At 55.3% G+C, this 22,183-nt stretch carries 16 protein-coding genes and 1 pseudogene; all 17 read right to left on the bottom strand.

All coding sequences use genetic code 11. The features are described from left to right. Position 1 precedes the first annotated feature (1 nt). The 17 genes and pseudogenes from H7F31_RS04140 to H7F31_RS04065 all read right to left on the bottom strand — a co-directional run bounded on the left by H7F31_RS04140 (position 2) and on the right by H7F31_RS04065 (position 22,183). Positions 2–775, bottom strand: coding sequence for a type III pantothenate kinase (locus tag H7F31_RS04140; protein WP_108993402.1), 774 nt, complete (start codon positions 773–775; stop codon positions 2–4). Then, the gene (gene nadC, locus H7F31_RS04135; protein ID WP_187103145.1) at positions 772–1,656 is read right to left on the bottom strand and encodes a carboxylating nicotinate-nucleotide diphosphorylase; all 885 of its coding nucleotides are present in this window, start codon (positions 1,654–1,656) and stop codon (positions 772–774) included. The genes H7F31_RS04140 and nadC overlap by 4 nt, the downstream gene beginning before the upstream one ends. After that, complete coding sequence (gene nadB, locus H7F31_RS04130; RefSeq protein ID WP_187103144.1) at positions 1,649–3,262, bottom strand: L-aspartate oxidase; 1,614 nt, start codon at positions 3,260–3,262, stop codon at positions 1,649–1,651. Before nadB ends, nadC begins: the two co-directional genes overlap by 8 nt. A 121-nt stretch (positions 3,263–3,383) precedes the next feature. Then, a complete protein-coding gene (nadA, locus tag H7F31_RS04125; protein WP_187103143.1) occupies positions 3,384–4,322 on the bottom strand; it encodes a quinolinate synthase NadA in 939 nt (312 codons plus the stop codon). Positions 4,323–4,945: 623 nt separating this feature from the next. Continuing rightward, positions 4,946–5,041: pseudogene (locus H7F31_RS34455) on the bottom strand (VOC family protein); the annotation flags it as partial. Between the two features lie 22 nt (positions 5,042–5,063). Further along, entirely contained in the window at positions 5,064–6,548 is a 1,485-nt protein-coding gene (locus H7F31_RS04120) for an RNA-guided endonuclease InsQ/TnpB family protein (protein WP_187103142.1), read from the bottom strand. A gap of 206 nt (positions 6,549–6,754) precedes the next feature. Then, the gene (locus H7F31_RS04115; protein ID WP_187103141.1) at positions 6,755–7,708 is read right to left on the bottom strand and encodes an ABC transporter permease; all 954 of its coding nucleotides are present in this window, start codon (positions 7,706–7,708) and stop codon (positions 6,755–6,757) included. 1 nt (position 7,709) lies between these two features. Beyond that, positions 7,710–8,795 carry an ABC transporter permease gene (locus H7F31_RS04110; protein WP_187103140.1) on the bottom strand — a complete coding sequence of 362 codons (1,086 nt, stop codon included), beginning with the start codon at positions 8,793–8,795 and terminating at the stop codon, positions 7,710–7,712. A 6-nt stretch (positions 8,796–8,801) separates the two neighbouring features. Further along, on the bottom strand, positions 8,802–10,349 hold the full coding sequence (locus H7F31_RS04105) for an ABC transporter ATP-binding protein (RefSeq protein ID WP_187103139.1): 1,548 nt from the start codon (positions 10,347–10,349) through the stop codon (positions 8,802–8,804). A 126-nt stretch (positions 10,350–10,475) separates the two neighbouring features. Further along, positions 10,476–11,525 carry a BMP family lipoprotein gene (locus H7F31_RS04100; protein ID WP_187103138.1) on the bottom strand — a complete coding sequence of 350 codons (1,050 nt, stop codon included), beginning with the start codon at positions 11,523–11,525 and terminating at the stop codon, positions 10,476–10,478. 1,405 nt (positions 11,526–12,930) lie between these two features. Further along, positions 12,931–14,934 carry an ATP-dependent zinc metalloprotease FtsH gene (gene ftsH, locus H7F31_RS04095; protein ID WP_087571593.1) on the bottom strand — a complete coding sequence of 668 codons (2,004 nt, stop codon included), beginning with the start codon at positions 14,932–14,934 and terminating at the stop codon, positions 12,931–12,933. 99 nt (positions 14,935–15,033) lie between these two features. Beyond that, entirely contained in the window at positions 15,034–15,573 is a 540-nt protein-coding gene (gene hpt / locus H7F31_RS04090; protein ID WP_108994987.1) for a hypoxanthine phosphoribosyltransferase, read from the bottom strand. Positions 15,574–15,624: 51 nt separating this feature from the next. Then, entirely contained in the window at positions 15,625–17,055 is a 1,431-nt protein-coding gene (gene tilS, locus H7F31_RS04085; RefSeq protein ID WP_187103137.1) for a tRNA lysidine(34) synthetase TilS, read from the bottom strand. Positions 17,056–17,139: 84 nt separating this feature from the next. Beyond that, positions 17,140–18,063, bottom strand: coding sequence for a serine/threonine protein kinase (locus H7F31_RS04080; RefSeq protein WP_187103136.1), 924 nt, complete (start codon positions 18,061–18,063; stop codon positions 17,140–17,142). Then, positions 18,047–18,781, bottom strand: coding sequence for a vWA domain-containing protein (locus H7F31_RS04075; RefSeq protein ID WP_187103135.1), 735 nt, complete (start codon positions 18,779–18,781; stop codon positions 18,047–18,049). Before H7F31_RS04075 ends, H7F31_RS04080 begins: the two co-directional genes overlap by 17 nt. An 837-nt stretch (positions 18,782–19,618) precedes the next feature. Then, positions 19,619–20,527: a family 43 glycosylhydrolase gene (locus tag H7F31_RS04070; protein WP_261800295.1), complete on the bottom strand. Its 909-nt coding sequence runs from the start codon at positions 20,525–20,527 to the stop codon at positions 19,619–19,621. A gap of 24 nt (positions 20,528–20,551) precedes the next feature. Then, entirely contained in the window at positions 20,552–22,183 is a 1,632-nt protein-coding gene (locus H7F31_RS04065; RefSeq protein ID WP_187103134.1) for an extracellular solute-binding protein, read from the bottom strand.

Here is a 22,183-nt window from a genome sequence, read left to right as displayed (position 1 = left end):
GTTATTGCCCCTCCTGATTCCGTTCGTAGATAATGCGAAGACCTTCCAACGTCAGTAGAGGATCCACTTCTTCTATTGTATCCGATTCTGCGGCGATCAGCTCAGCCAACCCGCCCGTTGCGATGACTCTAGGCTTTACGCCGAATTCGGCCTTGATTCTGCCTACAATCCCGTCAACCTGCCCCGCATAGCCAAAAATAATGCCCGCCTGCATCGACGTCACCGGATTGCGTCCAATGACGCTCTTCGGCTTCGCCAGCTCGATGCGCGGCAGCTTCGCGGCGCGCTGATACAGCGCCTCCGTCGAGATGCCGATGCCCGGCACGATCGCGCCGCCGAGGTAATTGCCTCCCTCGTCGATGTAGTCGAACGTCGTAGCCGTGCCGAAGTCCACCACGATAAGCGGCGTGCCGTACTTCTCGATGCCGGCCACGGAGTTGACGATTCGGTCCGCCCCCACCTCGCGCGGGTTTTCGTACCTAATATTAAGCCCCGTCTTTACGCCAGGACCCACGATAAGCGGCGCCTTGCGCATGTATTTGAGACACAGCTGCTCCAGCATGCGCATAAGCGGCGGAACGACGGAGGAGATAATGACGCCCTCGATCTGATCCGTCTTGATGCCCGCGTAGCCGAACAAATTGTGTATATTGATGCCATACTCGTCCACGGTGGCAGAGCGGTTGGTGCTGAGACGCCAATGATGAAGCAGCTCCATACCATTATAGACGCCAATAACGATGTTAGTGTTGCCAACGTCGATGACTAAAATCATTGCGAAGAACCGCCCTTCTTCTCGCCCAGGTCCAGACTGATGTCCAGCGCATTGAACGAGTAGGTGAGTCCGCCGACGGAAATGACGTCAACGCCGCATGCGGCGATGCCATGAATCGTATCCAAATTCACGCCGCCGGACGCCTCGACGATAACATGCGGGGAGCGGCTTTTGATCAGCTTGACCGCCTCTGTCATTCGTTCGTTGTCCATGTTGTCCAACATGATGATGTCCGCGCCGCAAGCCAGAGCCTCCTCGACCTGTGCGATCGACTCCGTCTCCACTTCAATCTTCATCGTATGCGGAATGCGGCTACGCGAAGCCTGAACTGCTGCCGTGATGCCGCCCGCGCCCTTGATATGGTTGTCCTTAATCATGACGGCGTCGTATAGGCCGAACCGATGGTTGGCTCCGCCTCCTACCCGAACCGCGTATTTCTCCAGCAGACGGTGGCCGGGAGTTGTTTTGCGAGTGTCCACGAGACGTGCGGGAAGTCCTTGCAGCTTCTGCACGAAAGCATTCGTCTTGGTGGCGATGCCGGACAGCCGCTGCATCAGGTTAAGCGCCAGACGTTCCCCCGTCAGCAGGCTGTGCGTGCTGCCTTCCACCTCTATAATAACCGTTCCCTTTGTCACCGGGTCCCCATCCTGGATAAGCGCGGTAAAGACAAGGGAAGGATCGACGACCTCAAATACAAGCTTCGCCACCGGAATGCCCGCGATGATGCCGCTCTCCTTTACGTGGATCACGGCCTTGGACTGCGAATCGGCCGGTATCGTCGTCTCGGTCGTAATATCGCCGTTGCCGATGTCTTCGGCCAGCCAGCTTCTAATCTGGGTCCGCAGCGCTTCGTCGTACCCGCCCGTCGTCCATTCAAACATGTTCTATTCGCTCCTCGGTTATGCCTTGAGTATGATGTAGGATCGTATGCTTGCGCCATACAAGATCGTCCTTCGCCGGGAAGTCCTCCCTGTAGTGCGCGCCGCGGCTCTCCTCGCGCTGCAGCGCCGCTTCCGTCGTGAGAAGCGCGCAGGTCAGCAAGTTGGCGAACTCGTATTGCTCGCGTTCCGTCAACGTAGCCTGGAAGATCGGCAATTGCCGCTTCAGCTCCTCCAGACCTTTGCGCAGACCGTACTCATTGCGCCGCAAACCCGCATACCGGACCATGACCTTCTGCAGCTTCAGTCGGCGCTCCACCACGGCTTGCATGGAGACGGAGCTGCGGACAACCTTATTGACGACATTCGGCTGGACGTCGTTCGGTCCCAGCTCCTCGATACGCTTAATGATGCGGCGTCCGTAGACGATCGCCTCGGAGAGCGAGTTGCTCGCCAGCCGGTTCGCGCCGTGCACGCCCGTCGACGACACTTCGCCGCAGGCGAAGAGCCGCTTGATATTCGTCTCGCCGTTTAGATCCGTCTTTACTCCGCCCATCATATAGTGCATCGCGGGAGCGACGGGAATCCAGTCGGACGTCAGATCGAGGCCGTATGTCAAACATGTTTGGTAGATCGTAGGGAAGCGATGTTTCACCATCTCCGCCGATTCATGCGTTATATCGATATAGACGAAGGTGGAACGCGTCTCCTCCATCTCGCTGACGATCGCCCGGGCGACGACGTCGCGCGGCGCAAGCTCCAGCTGCTCGTGATATTTGTGCATAAAACGCTCGCCCCTGATATTCCGCAGGACGGCTCCCTCGCCGCGCACGGCTTCCGAGATCAGAAACCTTGGCGCACCGGGATAGCAGAGCGATGTGGGATGGAACTGGATAAATTCGGGGTCTCGTATGTAAGCGCCTGCGCGGTAAGCCATAGCTACGCCATCGCCGGTCGCGACTTCGGGATTCGTCGTGTAGCGGTAGAGCTGACCCGCGCCGCCGGAGCATAAAATAGTCGCCTTGCCGCGCACGAACAACCGCTCTCCGCTCGGCTTCTGCACGATCGCGCCGCAGCAGACGCCATCCTCCGTCACGAGGTCGATAACGAAATGATCGTCCCATACCTCGATGCCCGGCGTCGACATGGCCGTTTCCGAAAGCGCGCGGACAATCTCATAGCCTGTTGCGTCGCCGTTGGCATGGAGGATGCGGCGCTGGCTGTGAGCGCCTTCCTTCGTCAGGGCGAACTCGCCGTTTTCGAGGTCGAACTGGGTGCCCATTTTGATGAGGCTTCGTACGCCCTTAGGCCCTTCGTGCACCAGCACGTCGACGGCTTCGTCGTCGCATAGGCCGGCTCCGGCGATCAGCGTGTCCTGCCGATGGTAGGCCGGCGAATCGTCCTCGGATATAACGGCCGCGATGCCGCCCTGCGCGTAGCGCGTATTGCTGTCAAGCAATGATTTCTTCGTGATCATCAGCACCGAATGCTGTTCGCTCGAGCGTATAGCGGTAAAAAGACCGGCAATGCCGGCCCCGATGACAATGACATCTTTCTCTACGACCGGCAGCGTATCCAGCTCCACGTCGATGAGGTATCTAGGAATCATGTGTGCTCCTCCTGATTTGGCGTGCATCTAAGCTTCAGGCTTGCTATGTTGCTCTTACGGAGTGCTGCTGCCTAACCTGACCGGACTGTCGTGACTGCCCCAATAAGGGAAGCAGCGCATGCTACTTCACCTGCAGCATGCGCTCGAGCGACAGACGGGCTTGTTCCGCTACATGAGGGGGCACGTAGATTTGAGGATGCATCGTCTCCAGACACTTTACGAGCTTCTTCAAATTGTTAACCTTCATGTTCGGGCAGACCAAATATTTGGATGCAAAATGGAATGTCTTGTTCGGGCTGTCCAGACGAAGCTGGTAGCCGGTGCCGTCTTCCGTGCCGACGATAAACTCCTGGCAGTCGGACTCGCGGCAATACTTGATGATCGCCGTCGTGCTGCCGACGAAGTCGCCCAGTTCGACAACCTCCGGACGGCACTCCGGATGCACGACGAATTGCGCGTTTGGATACTTCGCCTTCATTTCTTCGACATCCTTGACGGTGAGCATATCGTGCGTGTTGCAATAACCTTCCCAGATGATCATCTTTTTGTCGGTGTTTTGCTGCACGTAGTGGCCAAGGTTCTTGTCCGGTACCCAGATCACCTCGTCGCCTTCCACCGAATTGACGACCTTGACGGCATTAGCCGACGTACAGCAAATATCCGTCTCCGCCTTGATCTCGGCCGACGAGTTGATGTACGTGACGACCTTCGCATTGGGATGCTGAGCCTTTAGCTTGCGCAGTCCGTCGACGTTAACCATATCCGCCATAGGGCAGCCCGCACGTTCGTCGGGAATGATGACCGTCTTGTTCGGCGCCAAAATCTTTGCGCTCTCGCCCATAAAGTGCACGCCGCAGAATACAATGACGTCCGCGTCCGTCTGGGCAGCTTTCTGCGCCAGCAGGAACGAGTCGCCGCGGAAGTCCGCCACCTCCTGAATTTCGTCGCGTTGATAATAATGAGCAAGAATGATAGCGTTGCGTTCCTTCTTCAATTGCATCAGCTTCTCGCGCAGCTCGCGGTTTTGTTCCGCCTTGCGTTCCAGTGCCAGTGCTTCCACGTTAGATCCTCTCCTCTTATGAGGGATATGGGCTCATCAGCGCTCTTGCATCCGCCCTGCCGCCATGTTCTCGGCATCTGCGGCGAAACTCCTCGTCGCTCGTCCCATTCCGTCCAGTTTATATCTTGATGCGGCTGTCGCCAACTTTGTGAATTGATGCACAAACTATGGGATTCCATTACCTTTAGTGTGACCCAAAAAGCGGTTTATCATTGTAGCCCATGCTTGCTCTTCATTCCCGACCCCTTGTTTCTCTGTATCCAAATGGTCAAGATTCCGCGCCGACCCCCATCGTTCCAGACAGTAGCAGTTACGGTTGTGTAATTAAGATTTAATTTACACTTGACAGAGGGGTATGTCAATGGAGGAATACGCGTTCTGAGCCGCTTGGGAGCCCAATTATCGCCTTCGCGCAGTATTTAATGGATATTAAGCTTTGATTGCTTCCGATTACTGGCATTCAGGTTGCATTGCTCCTTATGCAAGTCCAAATCAAGCTCCTGCAAATGATCATACGGAAAAAAGCAAAAAGAAGCCAGCCAGAGAGGCGAGCTTCATTGCGAGCTAGTGTGTTTGCTTCATTCGGGCATTCCAATGACATTAAGCCAGGTTCAACTGCCAGGTAACGCCAAAGCATGCGTGAACGTGAAGTCGTGCTTTATGTTGCTGTCGATGCACATATGAATACTCCCACCATTTACTGTTGCTGTCGCTTCGATTGAAATGGGGGTTTCTGATGTCTCAACCTGACTTTTTCAGGATGCTTAACACCAGCGGAGTTGACACGTTGATGGTCTGGTTACCATCCAACCCCTCTATCCCATTCGCGCCATACAGAGAAACGTTTGGGAATACTTTGCGCATAATGTTCGCCGCGCCGTTGACATCGGCATGTATCCAACCTCTCGGGCTCCGGTACAGTCCGCGACAGATTCGTTTACCGGTGAATGTAACTGTTCTCCCTTCGTCATAACAAGGCAGCGAATCCTGATCCAAGAAGCTCGCTTTTGATGTGTAGGCTTCCTCGGTCAGGATGACCGTTATCCCTTGTTCTTCCGCTTTATATTGGATCATATCCACCAGTATCTGATGCGGAATATGACAAAACGATTGATTGTTTCGACGTCCCATGGCAGATTCTTGTTTCCATCCATCGTTATAACCAATGACGATGGTGCCAATCTGTTGCTCCACAGCCAGCTTGATGATGTGATGACTTGCTTTGTGGAACAGGTCTTTGATCCGGCGGTGTCGCTTCAGATGCAAGCGTTCCAATCGTTTAGACGTATACGCGCCTTTTCGCGGCTCCTTGCCCTGACGAAGAATGCCCGTATAGTACGCTTTCATTTTGTTGTAATATTGATTGATCGCTTTGATGATCCTGCCCTTCATGATCATCGGCTTCGAGCCGGATGTCGTGACAATGGTTGCAAGATTGTCCACGCCCAAATCAATTGCCATTAGTAAATCAGAATGATTTACGGCCATTAGTAGATGTGGAGCATTTTCGTCCATTAATAAATCAGAATGATTTACGTCCTCTTCCTTTTTCACCGGACAAGCGAAGACCAGTTCGACGACGTAACGTCCATGACTTGGAACTACGCGCACCTGCATCAGTTGTCCCTCGGTACGGCCCAACTTACCGATGTTAAGCTGCAGCTTGGTTTTGGGTAACTTAAGAAATCTCCCGCCTTTTATGACACAATCCTGATTAGAAAACACAATTTCCTTTGCTGTACCTCGAGCATAACCCGGGATGTTAGGCTTGCCCGTGTACTTCTCTGGATGCTTTCGGTAATCCTTCATGCTGGCAAAGAAAGCTTTCCAATTCTGGAACACCACTTTCATGATCCCTTGACTGCTCTGTGCAGGGAGTGCGCGATAATCCGTTTGCTCCATCACTTTGAATAAGGCGTCCAGGAAGGCATACGATACAAAAGGCTTATCCGGTGACGGCAGCTCAAATGGGTGTAAACGATTTTTCTCGCTCCGTCGTTCATTCATTGCGCCAATTTGTGCGGCCAACATGTCCATGACTTGTTGTTGCAGTGGCTGCAGGTCTTCCTGACGTCCCCATGCCGTAAACACCTGACGGATATAAAAATTCGTGGTATTGTACAAATTTTTGGCGTTCTGGCATGCTTCATCCAGATAGCCAAACAGCCGATGGCCCGGCTTAACCCAGACTTGATAAGTTCTGTATGTGGCTTTTGCATCTGCCATCACTTCACCTTCTCCCTCGCCCAAATTGAGAACATGTGTTCTTATATATTATATCGCTACAAGGGGAAGAAAGGAAGAACATTTTGAGCGCTTCTTCAAGATGTCGCCGATTCACATCGCCACTTGAAGAAGTGGGAGTCCTCTCGGCGAACTTTAATAAAAAAACCAGACCGAAGGTTAGCTCAGGTCCGGCATGTTTCAAGAAGTCATCGCCTCGCAGGATCATAAGGCCGTCCAAGCGCCGACGGGGCGCTGGAGCGGCCGACCGCGGCAGCGAGCACGATCAAGGTGAGGACGTACGGCAGCATGTAGAACACTTCCGTAGGGATATTCTTCGACCAGTCGAACAGCTGGGCGAAGTTGCGGATCGCTTGCGCGAAGCCGAAGAAGACGGCCGCTCCGGCAAGTCCGAGCGGATTCCACTTGCCAAAGATGAGCGCCGCCAGCGCGATGAAGCCCTGGCCGGAGATCGTGTTGTACGCGAAGCTGCTCGTCGTCGTCAGCGTAATCGTTGCGCCGCCGAGTCCGGCCAGCGCGCCGCTCAGCATAACGCCAATGTAGCGATACCTGGATACGTTGATGCCGACCGTGTCAGCCGAGCTGGGATGCTCCCCTACAGCGCGCAGGCGCAGTCCAAACGGCGTCTTAAAGAGTAAGAAGAAGCTGATGGCGACCAGTATGACCACGATATAGGTCGTCGGGTACGCATGGAAGAACCCTTCCCCGATGATCGGGATGTCTGACAATAAGGGAATCGACACCTTGGAGAATACGTCGTATAGCTGGGGCGTCTGCACCGATCCATCATACAGACTGCGCGTAAAGTAGATCGCGACGCCAAGCGCCAGGATGTTAATGACGACGCCGACGACCGTCTGATCCGACTTAAACGTGATCGTTGCCACCGCATGCAGAAGCGAGAACAATACGCCGTAGACAACGGCGGCGATCAATCCGATCCAGGGCGAACCGCTTCCGAAGCCCGCCTCCGATGCCGAATGCGTCGCAACCGCGGCGGCGAACGCGCCGGATACCATCAAGCCCTCCAGGCCGATGTTGACAACGCCGGAACGCTCCGAGAACATGCCTCCCAGGGCAGCGAAGATAAGCGCGGTAGAGAACACCAGCGTCGTATTGATAAGTTGACCCCATACCTCCATGTCAAGCCGCCTCCTTCCGCTTGTCCGCCGAGCGCTTCCGCATAAACGGCCTCAGCATATATTTTACGATGCCATGAGCGGCTACAAAGAAAATAACGGAACCGATTACGATACGGACGATCTCCGAAGGAACGCCGGCGCCAAAGCTCATGCCGGAAGAACCGTAGCTGAGTCCGCCGAACAGAATGGATGCGAGCAGCACGCCGACTGGCGTATTGCCGCCGAGCAACGCAACCGCGATGCCGTCGAAGCCGTATCCCGGGGATGCTGCCATAATGGTTTGATTTCCGAATACGCCGAGCACCTCGAAAACCCCGCCCAGACCTGCGAAAACGCCGCTGATCATCATTGATTTGACGATCGTGCGGTTGACGTTCATCCCCGCATACAGCGCCGCGTCGGGATTATGGCCTACCGCGCGCAGCTCGTAACCTTGTTTCGTACGCCAGAGCAGCAGGTAGAACACCGCGACGCCGAGCAAGGCGATCAAGGTGCCCCAGTGCATTCTGGCCCTGTCCATCAGCTCGATCAGCCAGTCGATATGCATAAGCGCGGAGGCGTGGATCGGCTTCGATTTCTGTTGGCCCGGCTCCAGCAAAAATACAGCAACGATGTAATTGGCAAGATACAGCGCCGTCCAGTTCAACATGATGGACGAGATGACCTCGTTAACGCCCCTCGTCGCCTTAAGGAAGCCGACAATACCGGCCCATAATCCCCCGAACAAGGCACCCGTCATAATGGCGAGCGGTCCATGAATGTACCACGGCAAATCCAGGAGCACGCCGATCAACGTCGCCCCTGTCATTCCCATAACGAATTGACCCTCTACCCCGATATTGAACAGTCCTGTCCGAAAGGCAAAGGCTACCGCGATGCCAGTAAAGATAAGCGGCGTGATGGCCCGAATCGCCTCGCCCATATGGTAGGGGCTGCCGAACAATCTTTCGAAGAGGGAGGTGTAAGCCAAAATGGGATTGTACCCGCCGGCCAGCATCGCGATCGCTCCAATAATCAAACCCAGTACAATGGAGACCAGCGGGACGAGAAGCGAGGATTTGTTGATTATTTTTTTGGTCGTATCCATATCCCGCTAGATCCCCCTTTGTTCCGGAATCCCGGCTGTATCCGTGTTGCCCGACATAAGCAGACCGAGCTCTTCGTCGTTGCGGTTGCCTGCATCCACCTCTCCGACCAGCTTCCCTTCGTACATGACCGCGATTCGGTCAGACAACGCGTACAGCTCATCCAGCTCGAAGGAGACGAGCAGTATGGCCTTGCCGTCATTTCGGGCCTCCACGAGCCGATTATGTACGAATTCGATCGCGCCGATGTCGAGACCGCGCGTCGGCTGTACCGCGATGATCAGGTCGGGGTCCTTGTGCAGCTCCCGCCCGATAATAGCCTTCTGCTGATTGCCGCCGGACAACGCTCTTGCATCCGTATGGATGCCTGACAGCCGGACGTCGTATTCGCCCACGAGATCCGCCGCAAGCTTGTCCATCGCCTTAAAGTCCACGAAGCCATAACGGCCGTATTCCGGCTGAAAGTACGTGTTCAGAATCATATTTTCGCTAACGGAGAAGTCCAGTACCAGCCCATGCTTATGGCGATCCTCCGGAATATGGCCGACGCCCGCCGTGGAGATGTCGCGCGGCGACTTGTTCGTCAGATCGGAGCCGTTAAGAAACACATTTCCTTCTTGTACCTTGCGCATGCCGGTAATGGCATAGATCAGTTCGCTCTGACCGTTGCCGTCTACCCCTGCGATGCCAAAAATTTCGCCCGCGCGCACCTGCAACGTTGTACCGTCCAGCGCCGGCTTGCCTTGATCGCCCTTCATCCGAAGATTCCGAATGTCCAGCACCACCTCGCCGGGCTTCGCCTGCGACTTCTCGACCTCGAACGACACGTCGCGGCCGACCATCAACTCCGCCAGGTGCCGTTCGTTTGTGCCGCTTGTCGGCAGCGTGCGGACGACTTTGCCGCGGCGGATGACCGTCACGGTGTTCGCGAGCGCCATCACTTCCTTGAGCTTGTGCGTGATGATGATGATGGACTTGCCTTCCGCGGCCAAATTCCGAATAATTTGGATTAGCTCCTCGATCTCCTGGACGGTAAGCACCGCCGTCGGCTCGTCAAAGATGACGATTTCCGCGCCGCGATACAATGTTTTCAGAATCTCGACCCGTTGCTGCATGCCTACCGTAATATTTTGAATCCGCACTTGCGGATCTACCTTCAATCCGTAACGCCCGGAGATCTCTCTTACTCTCTGATTCGCGAGCTTGTAGTCGATCTTCAAGCCTTTCTTCGGTTCATCGCCGAGAACGATGTTCTCCGCTACCGTAAACGGCTGTACCAGCTTGAAATGCTGATGCACCATGCCAATGCCCAGCTCGATCGCCCTAGAGGCTCCGTCAATGACGGTGCGCTCGCCGTTAATCCAGATTTCCCCTTCGTCCGGCTGATATAAGCCGAACAGAATATTCATCAGCGTCGACTTGCCGGCTCCGTTCTCCCCAAGTAAGGCGTGGATCTCGCCTTTCTTCAGCTCCAAGTCGATGGAATCGTTCGCCACCAGTCCGGGAAATCGTTTAGTAATTCCCTTTAACTGTACGACTGCCCCGCTCTGACCCATTCCTAATCACTCCCGGGATCCGCATATAATGCCTTAAACAAATAGCACAAGACCGGCTCCTGCCGGTCTCGCTGCTTCAACAAACGAACGAACGATGTGGTTATGGCTATCGCTGTGGATTTCCGCCTATTTCGTCGGAACGGTAATTTCGCCGCTAACGATCTTGCCCTTGAACTCTTCGACTTGCTTCAATACTTCCTCAGGGACGTTAGCCTTCGAGGTCTCCGGCAACCCAACCGCGTCGTCCTTCAGACCAAGCTCCTGCACCGAGCCGCCTTGCCAATTGCCAGCGATCAGATCTCTCGACACCTTGTGCACAGCCGTCTCTACGCCTTTCATCATTGATGTCAGCGTAACGTCGTCGCCGAATTCCAGCGACTGGTCCTTGTCTACCCCGATTACCCATACATCCTTGCCGTTTTTCTTGCGATCCTTGGCTTCGTTAAATACGCCATTGCCCGTACCGCCAGACGCGTGGAAAATGATGTCGATGCCGCTGTTGTACATCGTAGCCGCGGCGCTCTTGCCAAGATCCGGCTTGTCGAACGCGCCCGTGTATACCACGTTGACTTTAATGTCAGGCTTCACGGCCTTTACGCCGGCCAGAAAGCCGGCTTCGAAACGTTTGATAACGGGAATTTCTAATCCGCCCACGAATCCGATCTTGTCCGTCTTCGTCATCAGGCCCGCCACAACGCCCACCAGGAACGAACCTTCATGCTCGGCAAAAGTGATGGACGTCACGTTCGGCGCATCAACGACCGTATCGATAACGGCCAGCTTCGCATCCGGGTTCTCCTTGGCTACTTTCGCGACCGCGTCGGTAAACAAGAAACCGATTCCCCAAGTTAGATCAAAGCCTTCCCGTACGAAGTTGTTAAGGTTCGGCTCCATGTCGGCCTCGCCCTTGGACTCCAGGAACTTCGTCTGAGCGCTAGTCTCCGCAGTTACGCGTTTCAGAGCTTCCCAGGCGCTCTGGTTAAAGGACTTATCGTTAACGCCGCCTACGTCCGTTACCATGCCGATCCGGAAGTCCTTGCCTGTTTCGTCCGACTGTACTTTATCTCCGCCGCCTGCTCCCGGGTTGGCGGTATTATTCTTTTCCGCTCCGCAGCCGGGCAGTACCAGCGTAATTGCGAGTAGCAGCGAAAACATCATGCTGTACGTTTTTTTCATTGCCGCAATCTCCCCTTTTTGTACAATGTACAAGTGATGTGATATGGTGTGGCAGCTCGTATGTAGTATTGCTAATTCCTGCCGCTATTATTTCAATGTGGTTGCAAAACATTTACTCCACTTACCCTCCATAGGCTCCGTACCTGTGCAACGAGTCTTCGATTAGATGCTCGATCTCGGAAACAGCATCAGCCTTTCCGCCCCAATGGCTTGGACCCGCTCCACCTATATCCGACTGCTTTCTTAACCGCGCAGCGATGGCTGCAGGAATTTAGTGCGTACGGTCCGGGCGATACGGCGATACGGCGATACTGATCGTGCACAGACCGTGTTGATGCGATATTGTGGATTTTCCCGCTACATTTGCTCCCCTCTGCCTACATCAACGCAATATAGTGGATTTCTCCGCTACATTCGCTCGCCTCTGCCTGCATCAAGGCACCGCTATAGTGGATTTCTCCGCTACATTTGGCCGCCACTGTCTGTATCGAGGCAATATAGTGGATTTTACAGCTACGTTTGCTCACCTCTGCCTACATCGACGCAATATATAGTGGACTTGTCCGCTACATTCCCTCTCCTCTGCCTACATCGACGCAATATAGTGGATTTGTCCACCATTTTCGATCACCAACCGTTTGCAGCATCACATACAAGAACAAGCCACCCTAACGGGTGACTTGGAATGATGAGGTCTCTATTGAGAGCGCTATCTAAGGAAAGTTCGTCTGCCAAGGTGAACGAGTGTGCAGTCTTCTGGTGGAGCAGAGTGTTTCATTCCGAGCAATATAAAAAAAATATGTCGAATTGCTTTCCAATATTTCAAAAGTTGGGCTGTTGCACCCCAAAGCCGACACGCAGCACGCTCTAACCCGATTTTCTCGGGTTACAACATCCAAAGTTACTCCGGCGAGCTCTGTAACCCGATTTTTTCGGGTTACAACATCCAAAGTTACTCCGGCGACACCTGTAACCCGATTTTTTCGGGTTGCAGCTCCCAAAGTTGCTCAGGCGGGCTCTGTAACCCGATTTTCTCGGGTTACAACATCCAAAGTTACTCCGGCGAGCTCTGTAACCCGATTTTTTCGGGTTACAGCATCCAAAGTTACTCCGACGACACCTGTAACCCGATTTTTTCGGGTTACACCATCCAAAGTTACTCCGACGACACCTGTAACCCGATTTTCTCGGGTTGCAGCTCACAAAGCCGACACGCGGCATGCTGTAACACGATTCTCCCGGGTTGCAGCATACCACGTGCAGCGCGCTTCATTCCGCGAATATAGAAACAGTAAGGCAAAATCATATGCCTACCTGTATTTTTGCAAAAAAAAAACGTCCCGCCCTCTCAAAAGAGAGGGACGGGACGTCCGGTACTTGCTATGGGTACAGCTACCATTATGCTTTAAGCTTTGTTGTTCGGATCGCCTTCGGAGGAAGAACCTCCGCCTTCCGGCGTCTCCGGCTTCGGATCGACATCCTCGCGAGGCTGGATGCGTACCTTCACGTCGCCGATCTCGTCGATAATCGGCTCCGCCGTGGACGCTTCGGACGGCGTACCGCCGCCTTCTCCGCCTGTCGGCATCGTGCCTTTCTCGATAAGGGACTTGATCTGATCCATCTCCAGCGTCTCTTCCGTCAGAAGCGTGTTGGCGATCAGATGCATCTCTTCGCTCTTCTCGTTCAACAACTTTCTGGCACGGTCGTAACAATCGTTGATGATGGTCTGCATCTCTTGGTCGATCTCGTATGCGATCGCATCCGAGTAATTCTGTTCGTGGCCGATGTCGCGCCCCAGGAATACTTGCCCTTGAGTGCTGCCGAATTGCATAGGGCCGAGCCTGTCGCTCATGCCGTATTCCATGATCATGCTGCGTACGATGCCTGTTGCGGACTTGAAGTCGCTGTAGGCGCCTGTACCGATCTCGCCGATAAAGATCTCCTCGGCGACGCGGCCCGCAAGGAGACCTGTCACTTTGTCCAGGAGCTCCTGCTTCGTCACCAGCATGCGGTCTTCCTTAGGCAGCATGATGACGTAGCCTCCCGCGCGTCCGCGCGGAATAATGGTAACCTTATGAACCTGATCCGCATGTTCCAAGAAGAAGCCGGCAATGGTGTGACCAGCCTCGTGATAAGCCACGATCCGCTTCTCGCGGTCGCTGATGACGCGGCTCTTCTTCTCTGTGCCGACAATGACGCGATCGATCGCGTCGTCGATGTCGACCATGTTGATCTCTTTCTTGTTGCGTCGGGCTGCCAAAAGCGCAGCTTCGTTAAGCAAGTTCTCCAGATCCGCGCCGCTGAAGCCCGTCGTGCGCCTCGCGATCACGTCCAGCTTTACTTCGCCCGTAAGCGGCTTGTTGCGGGCATGAACCTTAAGCACCGCTTCACGGCCCTTAACGTCTGGACGGTCAACCGTAATCTGACGGTCGAAACGGCCTGGACGCAACAGCGCCGGGTCAAGAATATCCGCGCGGTTCGTCGCGGCGATAATAATAATGCCTTCGTTGGAGCCGAAGCCGTCCATCTCGACCAGCATCTGGTTGAGCGTCTGCTCGCGCTCGTCGTGACCGCCGCCAAGTCCGGCGCCGCGCTGGCGGCCGACCGCGTCGATCTCGTCGATGAAGATAATACAAGGCGCGTTCTTCTTGGCGTTCTCGAACAGGTCCCGTACGCGGGATGCGCCGACGCCGACGAACATCTCCACGAAGTCGGAGCCCGAGATGCTGAAGAACGGTACGCCCGCTTCGCCCGCTACCGCGCGCGCAAGCAAGGTTTTACCGGTACCCGGAGGACCTACGAGCAGTACGCCCTTCGGTATGCGCGCGCCGACGAGGTTGAACTTGCGCGGATCCTTCAGGAAGTCGACGACCTCCACCAGCTCCTGCTTCTCCTCGTCCGCTCCGGCCACGTCCTCGAACGTGACGCGCTTCTTCTCTTCGTTGTAGAGCTTCGCGCGGCTCTTGCCGAAGTTCATGACCTTGCCGCCGCCGCCCTGTGCCTGATTCATCAAGAAGAAGAACAGGACAAAGAGCAGGATGAACGGGATGATGGATGTCAGGAACGTGACCCAGAAGCTCGGCGTATCCATCTCCTTGTTCGTCAGCTCGAAGCCGAATTGCTCCGACCACTCCGCGATCTTGGCCTCCGCGCTGTTGCCGACGCGGGAGGTGAAGTTCTCGCTCTCCACACCCTCAGGGGTGTTTTTATATTTGCCCGTTATGAAGTAGGACTGATTGTCGAACTTCACGGTCAGCTCCGACACGTTGCCAGCCTCGATCTGAGACCGCAGCTCGTCATATCTTAACGGCTTGGTGTTGTCCCCCTGGCCGCTAATATATTGGAAAATGCCAACGGTAACCAAAAAGATGATCAAATAAAAACCAGTATTTCGGATGATCCGATTCATCCCCTACCTCCTCTCAGACGCTTTAGATATTTTACCATAGCATGACTTTCCATCACAATAGAGCCGGAATCAGCTCTCCTGCCAGGTATAAAGCGCGATTTATTTCTCGTACACTTCCGGCTTCAGAATGCCGATGTAAGGAAGATTGCGGTACTTCTCCGCGAAATCGAGGCCGTAGCCTACGACGAACTCGTCCGGGAGGGTGAAGCCCTTGTAATGCGGCTGCAAGTCCACCGCGCGGCGGGCCGGCTTGTCGAACAAAGTGACGACCGTCACCGATTTCGAACCGCGGTGCTCCAGTACGTCAATCAGGTAGCTAAGCGTCAGACCGCTGTCGATGATATCCTCGACAATCAGGACGTCGCGCCCTTCTACGGTTACATCCAGATCCTTGATAATCTTTACGACGCCCGACGATTTGGTCGACGCGCCATAGCTGGATACGGCCATAAAATCGATCTCGAGCGGCACCGAGATAACCTTGACGAGGTCGGACATGAAAATAAACGCACCCTTTAGAACGCAAATAACGAGCGGATTGCGCCCCTCGAAGTCCGCGCTCAGCCGTGCGCCGAGTTCTGATACCTTTGCTTGAATCTGCTCTTCGCTGTATAGTACTTCCTTAATGTCATTCTGCAAAGTGATAATCCCCCTACGCTATACCTATGTTTATGAATAGACCCTTGCTTCTTATTCGCCAGTCGATGCTGTAATATGAAGCAGCTTGCGACTGCCTTCCCCCGCGAGGGCATGGGACGATCTCCGAATGCCCGGAATCCACAGCAGCCTCCCCTCCGAATCGCATAACAGCGGATAGGTTGCCCTGCCGGATGGAGGGATCTTCTCGTCAACGAACATATCTTGCACTTTTTTCGACCCATTTAATCCTAAAACATGAATTCTGTCGCCTGGAAGGCGATTGCGAATCATCAGCGGGAAACGGAGCTCCGACGCGTCGAATATCGCTTCGCTTCGCGAGGCCGGTCTCGGCCTCCCGGAAGATGCCGCGTCCAGCCATTGCAGCCGGAACGTCCAGCCGGCGGATACTGCGTGTATGTACGCCATCCCCTCCCGTATCTCATAAACATAACGGCCGGGTTCCAGGCCTCCTCCTTCCGGAGGGATCTTTATCCATCGCATGGTGTCGTATTCCCTTAAACAGCGAACTCCGCTGCCCGCGTCATGACGCCAAGTCGACGGCGCTTCCGTAGCGGCGGCGAAGCGCATTCGCTCAATGCCGCTCCAGGATATGTTTTCCGTATCTTGCGAAAGATAACTTAATATTAGTTTAATCAATCTCCTTTGTAAAGCGATGTGCAGACCCTGCAAATCGCGGCAGGAAACGGCGTATTCCCCGTCTTCTACCCGAACGACCGTCTCGAACGCCGAGGCCGCTTGGCTTGCCATGAAGTCATCCTCCTCGCCCGCCACTTCGGCGAGCCTCTGCAGCGACAGCGGCAGCTGGGGATTGAACTGTGACAAGTAAGGAAGAATGTCGAGCCGCACCGTGTTGCGGAAGTAATGCCGCTCCAGATTGCTGCTGTCCGTGCTGTAGGGGATATCTCCCTCCTCGCAGTATGCCAGAAGGTCTGACTTGTTCATACGCAATAGCGGGCGGATGAGTTCCACATTATTTTCGGTCCGTTTGGCAGGAATGCCGGACAAGCCGGGCAGTCCCGCGCCGCGTATGACGCGCATCAGCACGGTCTCGGCCTGATCGTCGCCGTGGTGAGCCAAGGCAACCCGGGACGCTCCATATCGCTTCGCGACCTCGTGCAGGAACGCATACCGCTTCTCGCGCGCCGCGGCCTGGAGATTCAATGCATTTTCTTCTATATAAGTAGTTAACGCCAGCGTCGTCGTCTCGCATGGCACGCCAAGCTTCTCCGCATACCGCTTCACCAATTCCAGCTCGGCTGCCGATTCGTCGCCGCGAAAGCCGTGATTGACATGGGCGGCAATCGTTCGCAGCCGTCTCGGAACCGCGAGCATATGAAGCATATGAAGCAGCGCCATGGAGTCGGGACCTCCCGAGACGGCTGCGATGATCGTATCGCCGTCCTGCCATAAACCGCGTTCCGCCGCTTCCTTCTCCACAGCGTTAAGCACATTCGCATTCATCGTGTATGTATGCCTCCGTTCGTCGCGTCCCCGTATCCTCGTATCCTCGGTGTCCTCGTGTCCGTATCCCCGCTTGTGTCCAAACTACATCATGTTGCGAAGAAGCCAGTAGATCGAGATGGCGAGCAGCACGCTCGTCGTCGCAGCCAACCCCTTGAGCCAGCCCGGCGTAGCGGAGGACTTCCGCGTATCCCGCCGGTGCATGAGCAGCCGCCATGCTTCGGCGCCCTCCGCCGCGTCCGCGAAGCCGCCCTCCAGCGCCTGCTTCAACCAGCCCGCGACGGGCTTCAGGTCGGGGCTGCTCGTCAGCAGGCCCGACAGCTCCAGCGTGGAGCGGTTCTGCGGCAGCAATTCCTTCGTTAGCGCATGCAGACGCTTCGGCTCATGGAGCTGGATGCAGAGCACCGCGAATGAGAACAGATCATATTTAGGATCCGCCGTGCGAGAACCGCTGTTCCAGTAGCCGCGGTCGTAGATCTCCGTGAACTGGCGGATGCTCTTGCCGATCGCCGTGACGCCGCCGAAGTCAACGAGGTCGACATGTCCGTAGTCCGCGACCATGACGTTTTCCACCTTCAGGTCGCCAAACGCCCAGCCGGACTTATGCAGTCGGGCCAGCTTCCCGAGCAGATTCAGTCCCACGAGAGGAAACCACTGCGCGCCCTGCTGCTTCAAGTAGGCATCCAGCGTCGTGCCCCTCACGTAGCGCATTATATAGAAGGGATACTCCTTCCCGTTCGGCGCGTAAAGATCGTCAACGTCGAACAAGAAGGGCTCTATTCCCGGGCCCTTCTGCTTCGCAAGCGTTCCCAGCACGTTAATCTCGGATTGCAGATCCACGGCATCCGCGCCTACCTTAAGCGCGTACCAGTCGCGATCCTTCTGCACGAGGTAGACCTTGCCGTTCGCCCCTTCTCCCAGGAGACGCTCCACCCGGTAGCGCCCTCCCTTCCACTTGCCGACGACGATCGTCCCCCGTCTAAGCTCCAACTTAAACGACGTAGTCACCCATCATCCCATCCGTTCCATATCTGCTTTTCCGGCCCGTATCCCCGTCCTGGCCCCGCAAGTAGTAGTCGACGACATGCATTATTGCCGGCCCCGTCGGCGTCGTGCCTCCCATCTGCAGCTTGGGGAAGATGGAGTGCATGCCGTTAAGGTGCTCCGTCCAGCCCATGTCCAACACGCAGTCGTCGCCATGACGCGAGCCCGGGAAGTGAAATACCGCGATCTGGCTCTTGCCCTGCCTGGCCTGCAGGCTTAACATCAGGTCGTGAATCGCCTCTTCTACCGCTGCCAGCTTGGGCTTCATGCTGGCGCTGGCGTCGATCAGCAGCGCAACCTGCAACCCCGACGTCTCGCCGAGCTCGTCGATGACCCGCACGACCTCGCCGCGTTTCTCGGGCGGCAAGGCCTCGATGGAGCCATTGCCCAGCACCTGCTTAAGCTCCTTCTGCACGGCAAGCTGAATCGTCTGCACGACTGTCTTGCGCGTCATCATCTGCACCGTCTGGGAGAGCTGACGCGTGTTGACCAGCCGGCTGAGACCGCCGCCCGCTCTCGCAATCTCGTCGATTTCCGAAGCGCCCAGCTCGCCTACATCGCCATGATCCAGCACGCCGACGACGTTTACCGCGATGCCCTCCGACTTCGCATGCGCCGCGGCGACGACCGGACTCATTCCTACATTGGAGCAGCCATCCGTTACCAACAATATTTGCTTCATCCCTAATCCCTCCATACCGCCGGAGCGGTTTTCCAGTAAAAGCCTGTTCTATCAGCTTTGCCTATTTTGGAAGAGATAAACTCGCTAGAATCGCAAAAAGTGGGATAATTGCCTGCCGAACGCTACCCTAAAGCTTGGCTTTGCACCTGATAGCGGGTGTTTCAAAAAGTTCGGTTTCCAGACAGTTGCGTATGCTTCCGATGCTGCGCTTTATGTACCTACCCTATTTATGGGGATTATAATCATTCTTATTTGTCTCTATTATACCATGTGTATTGCTTGGACTGCATAGGCTGCAGCACCTAAGCCCCCCCTCTCTGATTCATCGACTGCCGCTGCCCGATTGTGTAGACATGAACATGCCGTTCGAGCCAAATAACGTCGTTCCCGAGGTTGTCTATTATTTGTCCAAAGGTGAAATTGCGGGCAAGTGTCCGGTAAGAAATGAACGGGAGCAACTGTAACGGAACTGAGAGGCGTTATTTCATTAAAAAGCCGCGCTTCGCAATTCTAATGGAACTGACAGCCCTTATGATGGGCAAAAGTCCGCGGTTTGCCTGGATTTCTCACGAATAACGTCGCAGAGTTCCGGTAGATTTTAAAATCACGCCAAAAGATCCATATAAGGGCCCTCATTTCCGTAAACAGGTTGGCGATGATTGATGGCAGCTTCATTTCCAGTTCTTCACACAGTGAATCGACGGCCTCTTCCCGTTTGTTAGAATTGTATGGCGACAAAAATCGCGCGAATCGTGTCGCCTCTGTCCGTTAAACGTAAGCGCGGCATGATGCCACAAGCAACAACAAGAGCCGGTCATCGCGACCGGCTCCCCGCTTTTACTTATTCATGATAAAAGGCAATCCGTCCCGCCATCCGATCTCCGTCATGGACAGATACCAGGAGCGGCCCATATCGTTGTTGCCTTGATAGAACAAATACGTTCGTCCGTCCGCGTCCTTGAACAGGAAGGGATGGCCGGACTCGCTTTCGTTCCAGCTGCCCGGCTCTCCGTTTGGCAGCAGCGGCTCGTCGAACAGCCGCTTCCAGCGTATGCCGTCGTCACTGACCGCGCAGCCGATCTGCTGCGGCCGGTTGTTGTACGCGCCCGCATAGAACATATACAATCGGCCCTCGCGCTCGCAAAGAGCCGCAGCCTCTATGCATGCTTCTTCCCAAGGCAGCTCGGGCTTCAGTATCGACTCGTCGCATGCTTGCGTCCATGCATCGCGGCCGAAGCCGGAGTCCAGCTCCGCCGTCGCCACGCCTTGCATCTGGATTTCGCCGAGCGGATCGCGAGTGGCGAAGTACAGCAGCAGCTTGCCGCCAAACGGGATGGCATCCGCATCGATCGCCCTGCCGTTATTCCATTCGCCCGTCGGACGGAATACCGGGTTGGAGTCGTTTTTGCGAAAGCCGACGCCGTCCTCCGAGACGGCATGGCAGATCGCATCCTTCGGACCGTTGCCGTACGTCTGGTAGAACAGATGGATGCGGCCGTCCAGCACGACGGCTCCCGGCGCGCAAATGCCGTTACGCTCGCACTCCTGTTCCTGCGGCACTTCCCCGATTTTCCGCCACTCCACCAGGTCGTAACTGCGAGCGATGCCGATTCCCCAGCCGGAATCCAACTCCTTGTTCACATGGGGGGCCATCGAATAATACATGTAATACGAATCGCCATTACGGACGACGGCAGGGTCTTTGGCCATTGGTCTGCCTCTATCGATATCCGTGAACATCATCATGGTCTCTGCCTCCATCATTGCATGCTATTCTTTCTTGGCAAACTGCCACATATCTTTTGCAAAGAAAGCCGTATCCTTGCTCTTCTCATACCAATCCGCGTAGAAAGCCGCAAGCTCCCCGCCGCCGGACTTGTTCCACAGATCGAGAGCTTCGGCATGGGCCTGCTCAATAGTGTAGGAGGCTCCAGCCACAATCGCCTTGTTGTAGAAATCGCTGATCTTCGACACATTCGTCTGGATCACGCTTAGATTGTCGGACAGCGTCGGCATATGCTCGCCATGCGTGATAGAAGCATACTCGACGCCCTCTCCCAGATTCGCCTCGTTATTCTGCTTCACCAGCTCCAGGAATTCCTTCTCCAGCGGCTTCTCGGGATCCAGCTGGCTCAGGATGCCGGCGCATGGCTCCAGCTCGATCTGGGACATCAAAAGCTGGAAGTCGATGTTCCAAGATACTTCCTTACTGAACAAGGCGGCATCCTGCGGCTTTAGACAGCCGTTCGCGCCTTTTACCGAATGGGTGCCTTCCACCCCGTAACGCAGCATCTCGCCCGCTTCCTTGGATGCCATGAAGTCAATATATTTCATAGCGGCTTCCGGATTTTTTGCATTGGCGTTAATCACCGTCGTCATCTGCACCGGATTGTTTACGCCGATGGCGAAGCGGCCATATTCGGACGCCGGGAGCTTGATAGCGATGACTTCGGCATCCGGCACGTTGTTCTTCAGCGGCTCGTAATACTGCGTCACGTTGACGGGATCGACGGTGCGTCCGACGAAGATGCCGATCTTTCCGCTGTTCCAGTCCTGCTGCGCCTTCTGGCCGTTCTTGTCCGCGAGGAAGTCCTTATCGACAAGACCGGCGTCATACAGCCGCTTCTTGAATTCGTTCGCCTTATTCTTCTGCTCCCAGCCGCGTACCAGCTTGCCATCCTCCAGCACCCAGTCCACGTCGCGGAACATGGTGTTGATGGCGGAGCCCGTCTCGCCGCTCAGCGCGATGCCGAACGTATCCTTCTGGCCGTTGCCGTCGGGATCGTTTTCCGTGAACGCCTTGGCCACCTCAAACAGCTCCTCCGGCGTCTCCGGCACCTTTAGATCCAGCTTCTTCAGCCAATCGTTCCGGATAAACAGCGCCTGGAAGCCTACCAGCTGCTGAACCCGGCCGAACTCGTACATTTTGCCGTCCGGCTTCGCGGCCGCTTTCTTAAGCTCCGGATATTTCTCCATCAAGGCCTTATAACTGACGCTATGCTCGGCGATCAAATCGTCGACCGCCATAATTTGCTTCTGTTGATATAACTGGTCGCGGAAGCTCGTGGCGAAGTCGGATACCACATCCGGCGCGTCGCCAGACGCGAACAGAAGGTTCAGCTTTTGAACCGATTCGCCGCGAGGTATCGGTACGTATTGCGCTTCTACCGGTCCGTTCTCGTTAAGCCACTTCGTCCACTGGTTATTGTCGATCGTCCCCATCTCCTGAGGTACGTTGCCGCGCTCATAGATGGACACCGTAATCTTCGACTTGCCTTGCGAGCCGGCGCCTTGCGACTTGTCGCCCTGTTCCCCGCCATCGTTCGAGCATGCCGCAAAAATCGCCGTCCCGGCAAGCAAGCAGGCGATTGCCGCCCATTTCTTTTTGGTCGCATTTCGCAT

The sequence above is a fragment of the Paenibacillus sp. PAMC21692 genome (assembly GCF_014303795.1).
Lineage (GTDB): Bacteria > Bacillota > Bacilli > Paenibacillales > Paenibacillaceae > Pristimantibacillus > Pristimantibacillus agaridevorans.
This window is presented reverse-complemented; position numbering and strand designations above follow the sequence as displayed.